Genomic DNA, 15,682 nt, shown 5'->3' with positions numbered 1-15,682 from the left:
CGAAAGGCCGGTGGCGCGCAAAACTGCTAAGATGTCAGACCAATTTTGGGCGTAGGTACCCATGCGTATGCGCGACGAACTGCCCGGGGCACCTGCCACGCGTGTGGCAATCGCCACGCTCCCGCCGTTGGACCGCGGCAAACAAGTCATGGAAGCGCTGGCTGATTATGTCGAGCGCGCTGCGCTGAAGAGCGGTGACCGGCTTCCGACCGAACGCGAATTGATGGCCGCGCTTTCCGTGGGGCGTTCGACAATTCGCGAGGCGATGGGGCGTTTCGAAGCGCTCGGCGTCACCGAGACCCGCAAAGGCAGCGGCACCTATCTGCTCAAGCCGATATCCGCCGGCACGATCCATTTGCCGCTGTCGCTCAATACGGCTGAGCTGCGCGACGGTCTCTTGCATACCCTCGAGGTGCGCCGCGGCATCGAGGCCGAGGCAAGCATGGTTGCGGCGCGGCGGCGGACAGTCGACGATCTGCGGACGATCGAGGAAAAACTCATCGAGATGGAGCGCGTCCATCTCGCCACCGGCACGTCGGGGCCGGAAGACCTGGCCTTTCACCTGGCGGTCTACGATGCCACGCACAACCCGCTTTTCCGGCAGCTCCTGGGGCAGATGCGCGAAGCGTTCGAGCGCTTCTGGGACCATCCTTTCGACCGGCAGGATTTCGCGCGGCGATCGTTCCCGTATCACCGTGAGCTGTTCGATGCCATCGTCGCCGGGGACGCGGAGCTGGCGCGCGGAAAAACGCTGAAGATCCTCGAGATCGTGGAAGAGGATATCGAGGAAATGTCGAAATGAATGGCCCGGATTTTTTCGACCAGGCCTCGCTGATCGCCGCCCATGACGAGGGCAACGCCTTCGATGCCGTCGTCCCGCCGATCGTGCAGACCTCGCTCTTCACCTTCTCGAATTATGACGAGATGCTCGAAACATACCGCGGCGAAAAAGTGCGGCCGACCTACACGCGCGGGCTGAACCCGACGGTGCGCATGTTCGAGGAAATGCTGGCAAAGCTGGAGGGCGCCGAGGACGCGATCGGTTTTGCAAGCGGCATGTCCGCCATCTCGTCGGCAGTGCTGAGCTTCGTCGAACCGGGAGACCGCATTGTCGCGGTCAGGCATATCTACCCGGACGCGTTCAGACTGTTCGGGACGTTGCTCGCGCGCATGCGCATCGAGGTGACCTATGTCGATGGGCGCGACGAGGCGGCTGTCGCGAGCGCCCTGCCTGGCGCCAAGCTGTTCTATATGGAAAGCCCGACCAGCTGGGTCATGGAAACGCATGACATCGGTGCGCTCGCTGCGCTGGCAAAGTCCCGCGGCATCCCGACCATCATCGATAACAGCTGGGCCAGCCCGGTCTTTCAGCGGCCGCTGTCGCTCGGCGTCGACGTTGTGGTCCACTCCGCATCCAAGTACCTGGGCGGTCACAGCGACGTGGTGGCCGGCGTGGTCGCGGGCTCGAAGGAATTGATCGGCCGCATCCGCGGCGAAGCCTATCCATATCTCGGCGGCAAGCTGTCGCCATTCGATGCCTGGCTCTTGATTCGCGGCTTGCGCACACTGCCGATCCGGATGCGCGCTCATCAGGCCACCGGCCTCGAAATCGCACGGCGCCTGCGGGATCATCCAATCGTTGAGAGGGTCTGCCATCCAGGGTTGGCCAACCTGCTTCCCGCGGGGCTCACCGGCACGTCGGGCCTGTTCTCATTTGTCTTCCGCGACGGCATCGACATCCGCACCTTTGCCGACCGCCTCAAGCTGTTCAAGCTGGGCGTGTCGTGGGGCGGCCACGAAAGCCTCATTGTGCCCGGCGAGGTCGTGCTGCAGCAGAAGGCCCAACCCAATTCCGCGATGGCGTTCGGCGTCCATCCGCGGTCCGTGCGTCTCCATGTCGGCCTCGAGGGAACCGAGGCGCTGTGGAGTGACCTGGAAACGGCGATCGACGCCGCTTCTGAAGAAAAGACCTGAAGCAACCAGACAAGAAGGGAACGGAAAATGAAGAAGCTTCTTATCGCCGCATTCGCCACCGTACTGATGTCGGGTGCTGCACTCGCCGACACGACGCTGAAGCTCGTGGAGGTGATCACCAGCCCCGAGCGTACCGAAACCCTGAAGTCGATCGTCGCCAAATTCGAGGCGGCCAACCCGGGCACCAAGGTCGAGGTGATCTCGCTGCCCTGGGGCGAGGCGTTCCAGAAATTCGCGACCATGGTGTCTGCCGGCGAAATCCCCGACGTCATGGAGATGCCGGACACCTGGCTGTCGCTCTATGCCAACAACGGCCTTCTCGAAAGCCTCGAACCCTATCTGGCCAAATGGGAGCACACCTCGGGCCTCACCGATCGCGCGCTCGAACTCGGCCGCGACGTGAACAACACCGCCTACATGCTGCCCTACGGCTTCTATCTGCGGGCGATGTTCTACAACAAGAAGCTGTTCAAGGAGGCTGGTGTCACCGAGCCGCCCAAGACAATGGACGAGTTCGTGGCGGCATCGGAGAAAGTATCCAAGCTTCCAGGCAAATATGGCTACTGCCTGCGCGGCGGGCCGGGTGGCCTCAACGGCTGGATCATGTTCGGCGCAACCATGGCCGGCTCCAACGAGTTCTTCAATGAGGACGGCACCTCGACCATGAACAGCGAGGGCTGGGTCAAGGGACTGACCTGGGTCGTCGATCTGTATAAGAAGGGATTGGCGCCGAAGGACAGCGTCAACTGGGGATTTAACGAAATCGTCGCGGGATTCTACACCGGCACCTGCGCAATGCTTGATCAGGATCCAGACGCGCTGATCGCGATAGCCGAGCGGATGAAGCCGGAAGACTACGGCGTCACGACCATGCCGAAGGGGCCGAGCGGCAAGACGTTCCCGACCATCGGCTATGCCGGTTGGTCGATGATGGCGGCCAGCCAGAACAAGGACCTCTCCTGGAAGCTGATCGAAACGCTCGAAGGGCCCGAGGGCAATGTCGAGTGGAACAAGCGCACCGGAGCGCTGCCGGTCCACAAGTCGGCCGAAAAGGATCCCTTCTACGCAAGCGAGCAGTTCAAGGGCTGGTTCGCTGAACTCGAGGACAAGGATGCGGTGCCAACGGTCATGCCGACCTATCTCGAGGAGTTCGCCTTCTTCAAGGACTCGATGGTCATCAAGACCAGTCAACAGGCACTGCTTGGCGATATCACGCCAGAGGAAATGGCCAACCAGTGGGCCGACTATCTGACCAAGGCGCAGCAGAAGTACCTGGCCAAGAAATAAACGGCGGACGCCAGGCATCGGAGCCGCCCATCGCGGGTGGCTCCGATACGTCTCGTCCATGGTCAATTGGAAGAAGGGTCGATTGGGCGGATGGCCAATTGGAGCGAAAGCGTTAGCTGATGGTCTTTGACGCCACCGCCGGGTTCCCCGAATCGCGCCGCCGGTCGCTGGTCGACCGGATCACGCGCCATGCCGAGCCATATCTTTACACCGCCCCGGCGCTGATTCTGATCGTCACCATCATGCTGGCGCCGCTGGTGCTAGGCCTGTCCTATGCCTTCCGCGACGTGCACTTGCTCAACCCCTTCTCCGGCGGCTATGTCGGGCTCGATCATTTTCGCACCCTTTATGACGACGACAATTTCTATCGGGCGCTGCGCAACACGCTGTGGTGGACCGGCGCGTCCGTCTTGCTGCAATTCGTGTTCGGCCTGATCCTGGCGCTGTTGCTCGACCGGCCGTTCGCCGGCCGCGCCATAGCGCAGGCGCTGGTGTTCCTGCCCTGGGCGGTACCGACTTTCCTCACTGGGCTCAACTGGGCGTGGCTGTTCAACCCCGTCATCGGACCGCTGCCGCATTGGCTTTATGCGCTCGGCCTCATGAATGAACCGGCCAACATCCTTTCCAATCCGCAGCTTGCCATGTGGGGACCGATCATCGCCAACGTCTGGTGGGGCATTCCCTTCTTCGCCATCACGCTGCTGGCCGCGCTCCAGGCCATCCCGCGCGACCTCTACGAGGCGGCGGCGATCGACGGCGCCGGGGCATTCAGGCGGTTCACGTCGATCACCTTGCCGTTCCTTGCGCCGACCATTGCGATCACCGTGCTGTTGCGCACCGTCTGGATCTCGAACTTCGCCGACCTGATCATCGTCATGACCAGCGGCGGGCCTGCCGACCGCACCCAGATCGTCGCGAGCTACATCTTCACGCAAGCCTTCAGGGCCCTGGATTTCGGCTATGCCTCGGCCATTGCGCTGGTGCTGCTCGTCCTGTTGCTCGCCTATTCGATGCTGATCGTCATGCTGCGGCAAGTCCTGATGGATCGGGCCTGATCGGGATGACCAGATGAACAGCTATTCGACCTTCGGCACCGCGCTGCACCGCCTGGCGATCCTCTGCTACGTCCTCTTTGCACTGTTCCCGCTGTTCTGGCTGTTGAAAGTATCGGTCACGCCGAACGACCTGCTCTATTCCGAGGGCGTGCGCATGTGGCCGTCACGGATGAGCTTTGAACATTTCCGCTTCGTGCTGGCCCACAGCGCATTCCCGGTCTTCTTCAGGAACAGCATGATCGTTGCCGGCGCGACGGCCGTGATCGTGACGCTGCTTGCGTCTCTCTCCGGCTATGCGCTGTCGCGCTTCACCTTCCGCGGCAAATACTGGCTGGTCGCGCTGATGCTGCTCACCCAGATGTTTCCATTGGTGATGCTGGTCGCGCCGATCTTCAAGATGCTCTCGCCACTCGGGCTGACCAACAGCCTGACCGGGCTGGTGGTCGTCTACACCGCCTTCAACATCCCCTTCGCGACGTTCCTGATGCAGTCGTTTTTCGACGGCATTCCCAAGGAGTTGGAGGAGGCGGCCAGGATCGATGGCGCCACGCAGTTCATGGCGTTTCGGCAGATCGTCCTGCCGCTGACGCTGCCCGGCATTGCGGCGACGCTGGGTTTTGTATTCACCGCCGCATGGAGCGAACTGCTGTTCGCGCTGATGCTGATTTCGGGCAACAGCGCCGCCACGTTTCCGGTCGGTCTGCTCACCTTCGTGTCGAAGTTTTCGGTCGATTTCGGGCAGATGATGGCGGCCGGCGTGCTGGCGCTGATCCCGGCCTGCCTCTTCTTCCTGTTCATCCAGCGCTATCTGGTCCAGGGCCTGACGGCCGGCGCGGTCAAGGGCTGAGTGAGGTTCAATGGCATCGATCGACATCCGCAACGTCCGCAAGAATTTCGGCGTCGTCTCCGTGCTGCATGGCGTCGACCTGTCGATAGAGAACGGCGAGTTCGTGGTGCTGGTGGGACCGTCGGGCTGCGGCAAGAGCACGCTGCTGCGCATGATCGCCGGGCTCGAGGAGGTGACCGAAGGTGAGATCCGGATCGACGGCATGCGCGTCAATGAGCGGGCGCCCAAGGACCGCGACATCGCCATGGTGTTCCAGTCCTACGCGCTCTATCCGCACATGAATGTCGCCGAGAACATGAGCTACGGCCTGCGCATCCGGAAGGCTGCTCGCGAGAAGATCACGGCCGCCGTCAGCAATGCAGCCAGGAAGCTTGAGCTGCAGCCGCTGCTTGCGCGGCGGCCGAAGGCACTGTCGGGCGGTCAGCGCCAGCGCGTGGCGATGGGCCGCGCGATCGTGCGACAGCCCAAGGCATTTCTGTTCGACGAGCCGCTGTCCAATCTCGATGCGCGCTTGCGTGAGCAGATGCGGGCAGAGATCAAGAAGCTGCACCGCGATCTCGGCGCGACCTCGATCTATGTCACTCACGACCAGATCGAGGCGATGACACTGGCCGACCGGATCGTCGCCATGCATGAGGGCGTGGTGCAGCAGGTCGGCAGTCCGCTGGAGCTTTACGACCGCCCTGCCAACCTGTTCGTCGCCGGCTTCATCGGATCGCCGGCGATGAATTTTCTGTCGGCGCGCTATGAGGTCGGCGCAGGCACGGCCGGCGCACGATTGCCCGATGGAACGTTGATTGGGCTTTCGTCAGCCTATCAACTGGAGGAAGGCGCTGCGGTGACGCTCGGCATCCGGCCGGAGCATGTCGAGATGTCGCCGGCATCGGAGAGCCGCCTGAGGGCGACGGTCGACCTGATCGAGCCGACCGGCTTCGGCATCATCCTGCATCTCGGCCTGCATGGCCTGCCATTCAACGTCTTCACGCTGGACAGGGCGGCGCTGACGGCTGGCCCGACGGTGACGGTGGCTTTCCCGCCGCAACATCTGCATTTGTTCGACGAGACTGGAATGCGCGCATTGGAAACGAGCCTCCAGAAGGGGAAGGGCTGATCGTCCTTATCGGGCGCTCAGATCATTCGGATTCTCCCACCGGTTCCCACCTTTGGGTCCGATGCTATTGTCTATCTTGGCACCGCCGAATTCGATACGACATTTGATCTCGGCCTCGACATGGCTTTGGGACGGGATGGAACGCGCCACGGCGGCGCTAGACCATGATTCCGAACCGAATGTCAGCGAAACAAAAGTGGGAACCGATTTTCGGACGAGATCATGGTCAAACAAAAGCAGGCAAGGTAGTCGAGCGCATGCGCTTTCTGTTTCTTCTGATCCTGCTCGCCGGCATCGGCATCGGCGTCGTCTATCCCTGGGCGATGACCAATTTCTCCGGCCGTGAGATCGGCACCTGGCGGGTTTACGAACAGGGCCGGTTCAAGCCGGCGACGGTGCCGCTGGCCGCTCGCGACGCGCCGGTGCGGGTGCTGGTCGACCTCACCGCGAGAACCGAACGCATCGTCGTCTCGCAACACCGCACCGTGCTGACGCTGACCGCCGCCACCGGCGGCAGGACCGTGCTCGCCTCGACGCTGCAATTCAACCATTCGGAAAATCCGCGCCAGGTCAGCCCGCAACTGCCGGACAAGATCTTTCGCGACGAAGCCGGCCTGATCGCGAAGGTCAGCCCTGGCCCGCACCTCTTCACCATCGGCCCGGGCGACGCCGAAGGCATCGAGATGCGGGCGGTGGACCTCGTGCTGCGTTCCGGCGTCGGCGAGATCGATCGCCGGGCGCGGCCGGTCGGCTTCTCGCTGATAGCGGCCGGCCTGATCGGGCTGCTGTTGGCGTTGCGTTTCGGCGGCCGCCGGCCGCAAAATCCGAACTCGCAGCCGCCACCGCCACGCTGGGGCAGGGGTCGAACTAGATCGTGAATTACCGCCACGCCTATCACGCCGGAAACTTCGCCGATGTCGTCAAGCATGTCGTGCTGAGCCGGCTCGTCGAATATCTGAAGCAGAACAAGGCCTTTCGCGTCATCGACACCCATGCCGGCATCGGCCGCTACGACCTGTCGTCGACTGAAGCGCAAAAGACCGGTGAATGGCAAGGCGGTATCGGCCGACTGGTCGATGCCGCGCTTGACGCACCGGCGGCAGCGCTGCTCGCGCCTTATCTGGAAGCCGTCCGTTCGCTCAATCCTGAAGGCGGCGTGAAAAAGTATCCGGGCTCACCGCTGATCGCGCGTCATCTCATGCGCAAGCAGGACCGGCTGTCGGCGATCGAGTTGCATCGCCAGGACGCCGCGAAGCTGAGGGCGCTGTTCCAAGGCGATTTCCAGACCCGGGTGATCGAGCTCGACGGCTGGCTGGCACTCGGCGCGCATCTGCCGCCGAAGGAAAAGCGCGGCCTCGTGCTGGTCGATCCGCCCTTCGAGGAGGAGGGCGAATTCGACCGCCTCGTCGATGGGCTGCGCAAAGCCCACAAGCGCTGGCCCGGCGGTGTCTATGCGTTATGGTATCCGGTCAAGGACCGCAAGGCGGTCGCCGCATTCCGCAAGGCGCTGGCGCAGTCAGGTGTCCCGAAGCTGCTCGACATCGGCTTCGAGATCAGGCCGCCGTCGGCCGAGCCCAGCCTTGACGGCAGCGGCATGGTGGTGGTCAACCCGCCGTTCACGCTGGAGGGCGAATTGCGCACGCTGCTGCCGGCTTTGCACAATTTGCTTGTCATTGAAAAACCGGCGCACTGGACGCTGGAATGGCTGGCGGCGTAGGGCGGCAGAGCTATCCGCGCGCCTGTCCTGGTTGAAGGCGATTTCAAACTAGGAAACCATTGTCGCTACAACCGCTTGACCGCGCGCAAGCGAATCCGCACAGTGCGCGCAGTCGACCATAAGAGGCTGCCATGACTCGCTTCGCCCAATCCGCCCTTGCCGCACTGATAGCGCTTTGCACGCCGCTCGGCACGTCCCTCTCTGTCACCCAGCCAGCAAAGGCGGCCGACCTTGCCGTCTATACCGAAGAAGACAGCGGTGTTTGCGGTGAGGCCTGGGTGCTGAACAAGATCACCAGCCGCTTCTCCTACCAGGTGCACCACGTGCCGAATCTGCCCGACGTCGCGATTGTCGATTTCCAGGGCATCCACCAGAATCGCTATCTGCCAGCCAACGAAACCTGGCCGATCGGCCGCCGCTATTGCGGCGCCACCGTCAGCCTGTCCGACGGCCACGCCCGCACCATCTGGTATCTGATCGAGGAAGGGCAGGGCTTTGCCTCGATCGGCGATAATGTCGAATTCTGCGTCGCGGGCTTCGACCGCTGGATGGTCTACAACGGCCGCTGCCGCGTCCTGCGCTGAACGCGTTTGCCGGGCTGCTCCGCCTCATCGAGGATGGCGCGAAGGAAAGCGGCGTGACCGCGAAAGGCGCGCCGTCCGATTGACGTCGCCCTGACCCGCGTCTGCGGTCGACGTCCGACAAACAGCTTCTCGACATCGACATAGCCCGCCGTGGCAAGCGTATCGATATGCGCGCCGAGATTGCCGTCGGTCGCATTGACGATGAGCTTCAATCGGGTGAATTCCAGCGCTTCGCGCCGTTCCAGAGAATTCAGCGCCGCCATGATCCTGAGCCGCACGCTCTGGTGGATGATTTCGTCGGCAGCCATTATCGGGCCTGCTGTGGTGTCCGGCGTTCAGTCTCACTGATCTGGGACAGCGCCGCCCGATATTGCGCGAATGACATGCGCTCTTCCAGATGATTCAGAATACTCTGCCAAATAGAGTAATCTGTCAACCGCGGACAAATCATGGCAGCGGAATTGCCGCGCTTTGCTTTTGCAGCTTGTGTAGATCGCCTGCTAGAACAAGAAGATGAGATCGATGAAGCAGCCGTCATGGTGGTGTCGGTCGACGATCAACGAACAAAAAAGGCTTGCTAAGCTTCAGCGCTTTGTAGTGGGATTGGTTCCGGCAAAGCGCGCAGAATGTCTGTCGCAAACCGTCCGCAAAGATCGAAGAGCAGCAACGGCATTTTGCGAAATCAGCACGAGCGTGTGTCGCCTGTAACCAAAACTTAAACTGAAAAAATCATGATGATGCTTCGCTGGCTAGACAAGCGCGAGTCAGATATGCATTACGCGCCGGGTCATTAACGGCCGTCGGCACAACTAAGGGGCATGATATGGCTAAACAGTCATCCAAAGCGCCGGCATCCAAGTCACCGGCAAAGCAGGCACCGGCAAAGAAAGCACCAGTAAAGGCAGTGGCGGCAAAGGCCGCAGCCGCTGTGAAGAAAGCAGCACCTGCTGCCAACCCGAAGGCCGCCGCGGCCAAGGCAAAAGCAGCGCCCGCCAAGAAACCGGCTGCGAAGGCTGCGGCAAAACCGGCAGTGAAGAAAGCAGCACCGGCCAAGGCTGCGCCCGCCAAGGCAAAAGCAGCGCCGGCCAAGAAGCCGGCTGCAAAGGCCGCGGCCAAGCCCGCAGCGAAGAAAGCTGCGCCTGCCAAGACTGCGCCTGCCAAGACTGCACCGGCCAAGAAGGCTGCGCCGGCAAAGAAAGCGGCGGCAGCGAAGTCTTCGGTAGCGGTGAAGAAAGCAGCGCCTGCGGCCAAACCAAAGGCGAAGGCCGCGACCGCGAAGGCCAAGAAGTAGTCGCGCTTCTTCGCTCGCGGAGGACAGTGCTGAGGACGGTTGAGGGGCGGGTGCCGGATAGGCGCCTCGCTCGCAGGGTCAGTGCTCGGGCAGCAACAGAGGCGGAGGTGAAGACAGCTTTTCGCAGCTCCCACCGGACTTCGCCTTATGGCGAAGTCCGGTGGGGCATTTCTCTGTGCCCGGAGAGAAATTCTTGGTGCACCGAGTTGGCTCGGTTTCGAACCCGTCTGACCTGTTCAGATGCTCTCAGGCTGGAACTGTACCGCTCATCTGCCTGCGGATCATGGAAGAGGACGGTCGTTCGCCGTGGCGCCCGGTTTTTCCGCCTGTGGGCTGTTGATCATGTCGGGATGTCCGGCCAACAGTGTCGCGGAAATGGATCACACGCAAATTCAAAGTGCTACAGCGTCCTTTGCGCGTCCATGCTCTGTACTCGGCAAACAGGAACCCGATCATGCCCAGACTGCTCTACGCGTCCACGTCACCCTATAGTTCCAAAGTGCGCATGGCCGCGCTTTATGCCGGCATCGCCGTCGAGCTCGTGCCGATAAAAACCGAAGACAAACCGGCTGAGCTGATCGACGCCAATCCACTCGGCAAGATCCCGGTGCTGGTGCTCGACGACGGCCGCTCGATCCACGATAGCCGCGCCATTACCCAGCACCTCAATCGCATGTCGAAGAACGCGCTGTTTCCGCGCAATCCCGACAAGCGCCTCGAGGCGGAAGTGCTTGAAGCGCTGGCCGACGGCATCTGCGACTGCGCGCTGTCGATGGTCTATGAGCGGCGCACGCGCCCCGAGGATATGGTCTATCAGCCGTGGCTTGACCGCCAGTGGGCGAAGATCACCAGCGCGCTCGATCTGCTCAACGCCAATCCGCCAAAACTGCCAAAGAAGATCACCGCCGGCCAGCTGGCGCTGCGCGCCTGCCTTGGCTATCTCTCACTGCGCTTTGCCGGAAAATGGGAAAAGGGCCGCAGCAGGCTGGTCCGCTGGGCAACGCGATTCGACGAGAAGTTTCCCGAGCTGAAGCCAGCGGTTCCGGCTTGAGGGCAGGGTTTTTTCGGCATTAGAGCTTGGCGACGGCCAATCTCCCTGCAAGGGGGGATCGGCGGTTCCTCTACCACACTCCTTACAATGAGTTTGTTGCCTTCCCGTACAAAGTTCTCGAAACTCGCGAGATCCTGGGCTAGAGAGGGCTGCCAGGAGCCCGTGTGAAAAACCCTGAGATGGATAACACCGACGATATCGGTCCGAATGGCGGGCGCAGTGCCCTGTTCACGCGGCCCGGCGATAGCTCGGTGGCGGCTCGGCCTCTGCGCCAGCGCAAGGCGCTGCTGTCCTCCTCGATGGTCGGCTCGACGAATCGCGGCCGCGTGCTGCAGGCTCTGTTCGATCTCGGGCCAACCAGCCGTGCCGAGCTGGCGCGGCTTGCCGGCGTCAACCGCACCACCATTTCCGGCATCGTGCAGCCGCTGATCGACGACCAGGTGCTGGTGGAGAGCGACCCTATCCCGGCCAATCCCGGCGGCGGCAAGCCGGCGCGGCCGCTGTGGTTCTCGCCCAATGCCCGTCCGATCTGCGGCGTGCTGCTGATGCCTGACGCCGTCCATGCCTGCGTAGCGACGCTCGACGGCAATATCGAATCGGAACGCAAGATGGCGCTGCCGGACGGCAAGGGGCCGATCGGGCCGATCATCGAGACGATCGCCGAATGCGTCGGCGACACGCTGGCCAAGGCACGACGCACGCCCTTCGGCATCGGTGTTGCCGTCGGCGGCATGGTCGATACGGATCGCGGATCGATCGTCACTATCAATCTCGCGCCGGCGCTCGACCGCTATCCGCTCGCCGACGAGCTTGGTCGGCGTTTCGGCCTGCCTGTCAAGCTCGACCACCATCCGCGCGCCTTGCTGGTCGGCGACCGCTGGTTCGGCGCCGGGCGCGGCGTCAGGCAGTTCGCGGTCGTTTACACCGGCGAGGTTCTGGGCGGCGCGCTCTATTTCGACGGCCACCTCTACCGCGGCACGGCAGGCGCTGGGGGCGAACTCGGCCACACCTTTGTACAGCTCGACGGCGAGCTCTGCCGCTGTGGCAGGCGCGGCTGCTGGGACACCATCGCCACGTTGAGCTGGCTCAGGCGCGAGGCCGCCGGCGCGGCCCTGCCGGAGCCCGAACTGATCGATTCGACACGTCTCGTCGACATGGCGGCGCGCCGATTGCCGGGGGCGGCCGAGCTGCTCGATCGCTATGCACGCAACGTCGCCGTCGGCATCGCCAATCTGCAGCAGACGGTGGCGCCCAACATCTTCATCCTGCATGGCGATGTCGTGCTCGGCGGCGACCGTCTGCTGGGCGCGATAGCGGATCATGTCCGTGCCATGGTTCCCGCGCGCCCGGGTGGCGCGATCGAGCTCATCGCTGGCGATGCAGGCGATGGGGCCGCGCTTTTGGGCGCCGCCGGACTGGTGATCTCCGAACTGCTGCAGCTTCCGATCTAGGCCCACCTTCTCCCACAAGAAGCACAAGGAGAAGGGGAAGCCAATGCCACGTCTACTACCCTGCTAGCCCTGGATAGCTTTGGAACCAGGGCTGCATGCGTTCGAATCGCGCTGCCATGGCCAGCACGCTCTCGTCGGCGTGCCGCTGCCCGATGATCTGCAGGCCGACCGGCAGGCCCTGTGCTGTCAGGCCGGCTGGAACCGAGATCGCGGGATGGCCGGTGTAGTTGATCGGGTAGGTCATGCACCAGCCGATCAACGGATCGACCGCCTCGCCACCGATCGATGTCGGCCCGATCGTGTTGCCGTCGGTGGCGTTCCTGACCGGCGGAATGGCCAGCGTTGGCGAGACGATCAGGTCATGGGTCTCGAACACATCCTCGAGGCCGTCATGGACGCCGGTGCGCAAACGATCGTCGAGCGCATGGTCGACGGCGGACACCTTGTAGGCGCCTTCCAGCATGGCGCGGAATTGCGGGGTCAGCACCGCGGCGTGCTCGCCCATCAGGTCGATACCTTCCTGTTTCCAGTACACGGCGATTGCCGCATAGTGGATCGAGATTGTGCGCACCCAGAGCGCCGCCAGTTCCTTGTGGTCGGCTTTGAAATCGAGCTCGACCTCATCGACGTCGACGCCGTGCTGCCGCATGACCTCGACCGCGCTGGCAATGACAGCGGCGACCTCAGCGTCGACCGGAAAGTTGCCGAGGCGCGGGCTGTAGGCGACGCGCAGCTTCCGTGCCGGGGCTTGCACGGAGCCGACATAGTCCACGCCATCATTGGGCAGGCTGAACGGGTCGCGGCTGTGCGGCCCGGCCATGATCTTGGTCATCAGCGCGGCGTCCGCAACGGTGCGGGCAAGCGGTCCAATATGGACAAGCGGATGCCCCCACAGGAACCCGTCGGGGCGCGTCACCGAAGGGATGCGACCGAAGGAGGGCTTGAAGCCGACGGTGCCGCTGAACGAGGCCGGGATGCGCACCGAGCCGCCGCCATCCGTGCCTTGCGCCAGCGCCGCCATGCCGTCGGCCACTGCTGCCGCGCTGCCGCCCGACGAGCCGCCGGAATTATAGCCGGTCGCCCATGGCGTGCTGGTCGGCCCGAAGCGCAAATTGTCGGTGATGCCCTTGTGGCCGAACTCCGGCGTGTTGGTCTTGCCGAGCACGATGGCGCCGGCATTGAGCAGGCGCTCGACCGCTGCCGCGCTGTTTTTCGGGACCCGGTCCTGCACCGCCAGCGACGCCATTGAGGTCGGCACCCCGGCGACGTCGTCGAGATCCTTGATGCCGACCGGCACGCCATGCAGCGGGCCGAGAGGGCCGCCGGTCATCACCGCCTTCTCGGCGCCACGCGCGGCGTCCATCGCCTGGTCGCCGAGAACTAGCGTGTAGGCGTTGACGACCGGGTTGCGCGCTTCTATGCGGCGCAGATAGGCCTCGGTCACCTCGACCGGCGACACGTCGCGGCGCCGGATGCGTGCGGCCAGTTCCGTGGCCGGCAGGAAACAGAGCTGCGTCAGGTCGTCGGCAGAAGTCATGAAAGCCATTCCGTCTTGTTGGGTTCTATTTGATGAACACTGGATTTGCGGAGCCGCCCGTTCCCTTGCTCACCTTCGCCGGGCTGGCGCAGTAGAAGCCTTCGTAACGGCGGTCTAAGGCGCAGTCGGTGGCCAGCGCGTCGAGCGATGCCATTTCGGTGAACACGACGCCCAGATTGCGCATCAGCGCCGCGTGCAGCACCAGCATCAGCCCGGTCTCGGGCTCGTAGGTTGTCTCATTGGCCAGCGTGTCGGTGACCAGGCAAGGGATCTGCATCTCATCGAACCAGCGCACGAGGTCGAGGCTGAAGGTCAGGCCGGGCTCCCAATATCCTTCACCGATCGCCTGGTGTCCCGCGGCCAGCGCGCCGACCCAGCCGGTGCGGACGAGAAGAATGCTGCGCGGCAGGATGTCGACGCCTTGCGCCTGCGCGCATTCCATCAGGTCGCAATGGGTGAACGTCTCGGCACGATCCAGCGTCGGTTTGCCGCGGAAGCGGGCCATGTCTAGCAGCACGCCGCGGCCGACGATGCCGCGCTCGGCGATCGGCATGATGCCGGCCTTGGTCATACCGCCGTTGGTGCTGCTTGCGGCAAAGCCGTTCCACAGCGTGTCGTCGAACCACATGTGGCCGAGCGCGTCGCAATGCGTGCCGGCCTGTGCGAAACCGGTGATATAGTCGTCGGCGAATTCGAGCCCGCCGGCGAGCGGCTGCCAATGGCCGTTCTCGAAACCGGCCTTGTCGGCGACCATGAAATGCTTCGCCGGCCAGCGGCCGGGAAACACGGCGTCGCCTTCCTGGGTCGCGACCGGCACGCCGAGCGTGAAGGTGCGGCCGTGCCGCACCGTGGCCAGGCCGCGCTTGACCTCGTCTGATGTCAGATAGTTGAGCGCACCGATCTCGTCGTCGGCGCCCCAATGGCCCCAGCGATTGGGCGCATCGGCCAGCAGCCGTCGCAGCGTTATCGTGTCGGGCCCGCTCATGCTCCCGATTCCGTGGTCGCTGGACGGGGTGTCATCGGCTCCTTGGCGCCGGTGATGTAGGCGACGACGTCTTCCATACTGGTGGCGGAACTCGCGAGGTCGGCGGCTTTGCGGCCCCTGCGCATCACCACCACGCGGTTGCACACCTGCCAGAGGTGATCGAGATTGTGCGTGACCATGACGATCGTCAGCCCTTGGGCACCGAGCCGCTTGATGAGGTCGAGCACCTCGCGGGATTCGCGCACGCCTAGCGCCGCCGTCGGTTCGTCCAGCAGCAGCAACTTATGGCCCCAGAAGGCGCCGCGCGCGATCGCCACCAATTGGCGCTGGCCGCCAGACATGCGGTCGACCGGCTTGCTGCGTATGCCGGGGATGTCGATGTTGAGTTCCTCAAGGCCCCGCATCGCGGTATCGCCCATCGATTTGCGGCGGATCCAGCGCAATAGCGCCGGACCGCGGCCAAACGCGATCTCGCGGCCGAGGAAAAAGTTCTCGGCCGCGGTGAAGGTGCCGATCAGCGACAGGTCCTGATAGACCGTCTCGATGCCGAGGCGTTGCGCCTCGGCCGGTGGCGACAATTTTTGCGGCCGGCCTTCGAGGATGACATCGCCGGAAGTCGGATCGTGGGCGCCGGCCAGGACCTTGATCAGCGTCGACTTGCCGGCACCATTGTCGCCGACGAGGCCGATGACGTCGCCTTTGGCGATGTCCAGCGAAACATTGTCGAGCGCCTGTATACCGCCGAAGCTGCGGCTAATCCGGCGCAGGCCGAGCAGCATAGCCTGGGCCATC

General features: G+C 63.4%; 17 protein-coding genes. 12 read left to right on the top strand and 5 right to left on the bottom strand.

Features of this window, described 5'->3' with window-relative positions:
• Window positions 1-67: 67 nt before the first annotated feature.
• From AC0L2B_RS07495 to AC0L2B_RS07455, 9 genes are all read left to right on the top strand, one after another.
• Window positions 68-802: a FadR/GntR family transcriptional regulator gene (locus AC0L2B_RS07495; RefSeq protein ID WP_473744815.1), complete on the top strand. Its 735-nt coding sequence runs from the start codon at window positions 68-70 to the stop codon at window positions 800-802.
• Window positions 799-1,974 (top strand): PLP-dependent transferase, encoded by a 1,176-nt coding sequence (locus AC0L2B_RS07490; RefSeq protein WP_473744787.1) that lies wholly within the window; start codon window positions 799-801, stop codon window positions 1,972-1,974. Before AC0L2B_RS07495 ends, AC0L2B_RS07490 begins: the two co-directional genes overlap by 4 nt.
• A 27-nt stretch (window positions 1,975-2,001) precedes the next feature.
• Window positions 2,002-3,261, top strand: a complete 1,260-nt coding sequence (locus AC0L2B_RS07485; RefSeq protein ID WP_023800684.1) for an ABC transporter substrate-binding protein — start codon at window positions 2,002-2,004, stop codon at window positions 3,259-3,261.
• A 119-nt stretch (window positions 3,262-3,380) separates the two neighbouring features.
• Complete coding sequence (locus AC0L2B_RS07480) at window positions 3,381-4,316, top strand: carbohydrate ABC transporter permease (protein ID WP_027152651.1); 936 nt, start codon at window positions 3,381-3,383, stop codon at window positions 4,314-4,316.
• 13 nt (window positions 4,317-4,329) lie between these two features.
• Window positions 4,330-5,163, top strand: coding sequence for a carbohydrate ABC transporter permease (locus tag AC0L2B_RS07475; RefSeq protein ID WP_473744786.1), 834 nt, complete (start codon window positions 4,330-4,332; stop codon window positions 5,161-5,163).
• A gap of 10 nt (window positions 5,164-5,173) precedes the next feature.
• On the top strand, window positions 5,174-6,274 hold the full coding sequence (locus AC0L2B_RS07470; RefSeq protein WP_473744785.1) for an ABC transporter ATP-binding protein: 1,101 nt from the start codon (window positions 5,174-5,176) through the stop codon (window positions 6,272-6,274).
• Window positions 6,275-6,531: 257 nt separating this feature from the next.
• Window positions 6,532-7,152 carry a hypothetical protein gene (locus tag AC0L2B_RS07465; RefSeq protein WP_287216688.1) on the top strand — a complete coding sequence of 207 codons (621 nt, stop codon included), beginning with the start codon at window positions 6,532-6,534 and terminating at the stop codon, window positions 7,150-7,152.
• Window positions 7,149-7,991: a 23S rRNA (adenine(2030)-N(6))-methyltransferase RlmJ gene (locus tag AC0L2B_RS07460; protein ID WP_473744784.1), complete on the top strand. Its 843-nt coding sequence runs from the start codon at window positions 7,149-7,151 to the stop codon at window positions 7,989-7,991. Before AC0L2B_RS07465 ends, AC0L2B_RS07460 begins: the two co-directional genes overlap by 4 nt.
• A gap of 131 nt (window positions 7,992-8,122) precedes the next feature.
• Entirely contained in the window at window positions 8,123-8,575 is a 453-nt protein-coding gene (locus AC0L2B_RS07455; RefSeq protein WP_091590577.1) for a hypothetical protein, read from the top strand.
• Here the strand turns inward: AC0L2B_RS07455 and AC0L2B_RS07450 are convergent.
• Window positions 8,545-8,883: a transcriptional regulator gene (locus tag AC0L2B_RS07450; RefSeq protein WP_287073975.1), complete on the bottom strand. Its 339-nt coding sequence runs from the start codon at window positions 8,881-8,883 to the stop codon at window positions 8,545-8,547. The two genes, AC0L2B_RS07455 and AC0L2B_RS07450, sit on opposite strands and share 31 nt — an antisense overlap.
• 141 nt (window positions 8,884-9,024) lie before the next feature.
• Here AC0L2B_RS07450 and AC0L2B_RS07445 point away from each other — a divergent pair, with 141 nt between their 5' ends.
• A complete protein-coding gene (locus tag AC0L2B_RS07445; protein ID WP_268931698.1) occupies window positions 9,025-9,156 on the top strand; it encodes a hypothetical protein in 132 nt (43 codons plus the stop codon).
• A 148-nt stretch (window positions 9,157-9,304) separates the two neighbouring features.
• On the opposite strand, the gene AC0L2B_RS07440 is transcribed toward AC0L2B_RS07445, so the two are convergent.
• Window positions 9,305-9,859: a hypothetical protein gene (locus tag AC0L2B_RS07440; protein ID WP_473744783.1), complete on the bottom strand. Its 555-nt coding sequence runs from the start codon at window positions 9,857-9,859 to the stop codon at window positions 9,305-9,307.
• 461 nt (window positions 9,860-10,320) lie between these two features.
• Between AC0L2B_RS07440 and AC0L2B_RS07435 the strand changes: the two genes are divergently transcribed.
• A complete protein-coding gene (locus AC0L2B_RS07435) occupies window positions 10,321-10,917 on the top strand; it encodes a glutathione S-transferase family protein (RefSeq protein ID WP_473744782.1) in 597 nt (198 codons plus the stop codon).
• Window positions 10,918-11,096: 179 nt separating this feature from the next.
• Window positions 11,097-12,368, top strand: a complete 1,272-nt coding sequence (locus AC0L2B_RS07430) for an ROK family protein (RefSeq protein ID WP_473510089.1) — start codon at window positions 11,097-11,099, stop codon at window positions 12,366-12,368.
• 55 nt (window positions 12,369-12,423) lie between these two features.
• Here the strand turns inward: AC0L2B_RS07430 and AC0L2B_RS07425 are convergent, their stop codons facing one another.
• Genes AC0L2B_RS07425 through AC0L2B_RS07415 form a run of 3 tightly spaced genes read right to left on the bottom strand, consistent with a single transcriptional unit; the run spans window position 12,424 to window position 15,681 of the window.
• Window positions 12,424-13,905: an amidase gene (locus tag AC0L2B_RS07425; RefSeq protein WP_473744781.1), complete on the bottom strand. Its 1,482-nt coding sequence runs from the start codon at window positions 13,903-13,905 to the stop codon at window positions 12,424-12,426.
• Window positions 13,906-13,930: 25 nt separating this feature from the next.
• Window positions 13,931-14,890 carry a cyclase family protein gene (locus AC0L2B_RS07420; protein ID WP_473510043.1) on the bottom strand — a complete coding sequence of 320 codons (960 nt, stop codon included), beginning with the start codon at window positions 14,888-14,890 and terminating at the stop codon, window positions 13,931-13,933.
• Window positions 14,887-15,681 carry an ATP-binding cassette domain-containing protein gene (locus AC0L2B_RS07415; protein WP_473510045.1) on the bottom strand — a complete coding sequence of 265 codons (795 nt, stop codon included), beginning with the start codon at window positions 15,679-15,681 and terminating at the stop codon, window positions 14,887-14,889. The genes AC0L2B_RS07420 and AC0L2B_RS07415 overlap by 4 nt, the downstream gene beginning before the upstream one ends.
• Window position 15,682: the final 1 nt, after the last annotated feature.

This window comes from Mesorhizobium sp. WSM4815 (assembly GCF_055811575.1).
Note: the sequence above shows the minus strand (reverse complement) of the source record. Positions and strands in the feature narration are given on the sequence as shown.

Excerpts from the sequence above, each read along its gene's own strand:
- AC0L2B_RS07445 (WP_268931698.1), top strand. The coding sequence starts at position 9,025 with ATGGCAGCGGAATTGCCGCGCTTTGCTTTTGCAGCTTGTGTAGATCGC.
- AC0L2B_RS07455 (WP_091590577.1), top strand. The coding sequence starts at position 8,123 with ATGACTCGCTTCGCCCAATCCGCCCTTGCCGCACTGATAGCGCTTTGC.
- AC0L2B_RS07490 (WP_473744787.1), top strand. The coding sequence starts at position 799 with ATGAATGGCCCGGATTTTTTCGACCAGGCCTCGCTGATCGCCGCCCAT.
- AC0L2B_RS07435 (WP_473744782.1), top strand. The coding sequence starts at position 10,321 with ATGCCCAGACTGCTCTACGCGTCCACGTCACCCTATAGTTCCAAAGTG.
- AC0L2B_RS07465 (WP_287216688.1), top strand. The coding sequence starts at position 6,532 with ATGCGCTTTCTGTTTCTTCTGATCCTGCTCGCCGGCATCGGCATCGGC.
- AC0L2B_RS07480 (WP_027152651.1), top strand. The coding sequence starts at position 3,381 with ATGGTCTTTGACGCCACCGCCGGGTTCCCCGAATCGCGCCGCCGGTCG.
- AC0L2B_RS07420 (WP_473510043.1), bottom strand. The coding sequence starts at position 14,890 with ATGAGCGGGCCCGACACGATAACGCTGCGACGGCTGCTGGCCGATGCG.
- AC0L2B_RS07425 (WP_473744781.1), bottom strand. The coding sequence starts at position 13,905 with ATGACTTCTGCCGACGACCTGACGCAGCTCTGTTTCCTGCCGGCCACG.
- AC0L2B_RS07475 (WP_473744786.1), top strand. The coding sequence starts at position 4,330 with ATGAACAGCTATTCGACCTTCGGCACCGCGCTGCACCGCCTGGCGATC.
- AC0L2B_RS07470 (WP_473744785.1), top strand. The coding sequence starts at position 5,174 with ATGGCATCGATCGACATCCGCAACGTCCGCAAGAATTTCGGCGTCGTC.
- AC0L2B_RS07450 (WP_287073975.1), bottom strand. The coding sequence starts at position 8,883 with ATGGCTGCCGACGAAATCATCCACCAGAGCGTGCGGCTCAGGATCATG.
- AC0L2B_RS07415 (WP_473510045.1), bottom strand. The coding sequence starts at position 15,681 with ATGGCCCAGGCTATGCTGCTCGGCCTGCGCCGGATTAGCCGCAGCTTC.
- AC0L2B_RS07430 (WP_473510089.1), top strand. The coding sequence starts at position 11,097 with ATGGATAACACCGACGATATCGGTCCGAATGGCGGGCGCAGTGCCCTG.
- AC0L2B_RS07495 (WP_473744815.1), top strand. The coding sequence starts at position 68 with ATGCGCGACGAACTGCCCGGGGCACCTGCCACGCGTGTGGCAATCGCC.
- AC0L2B_RS07485 (WP_023800684.1), top strand. The coding sequence starts at position 2,002 with ATGAAGAAGCTTCTTATCGCCGCATTCGCCACCGTACTGATGTCGGGT.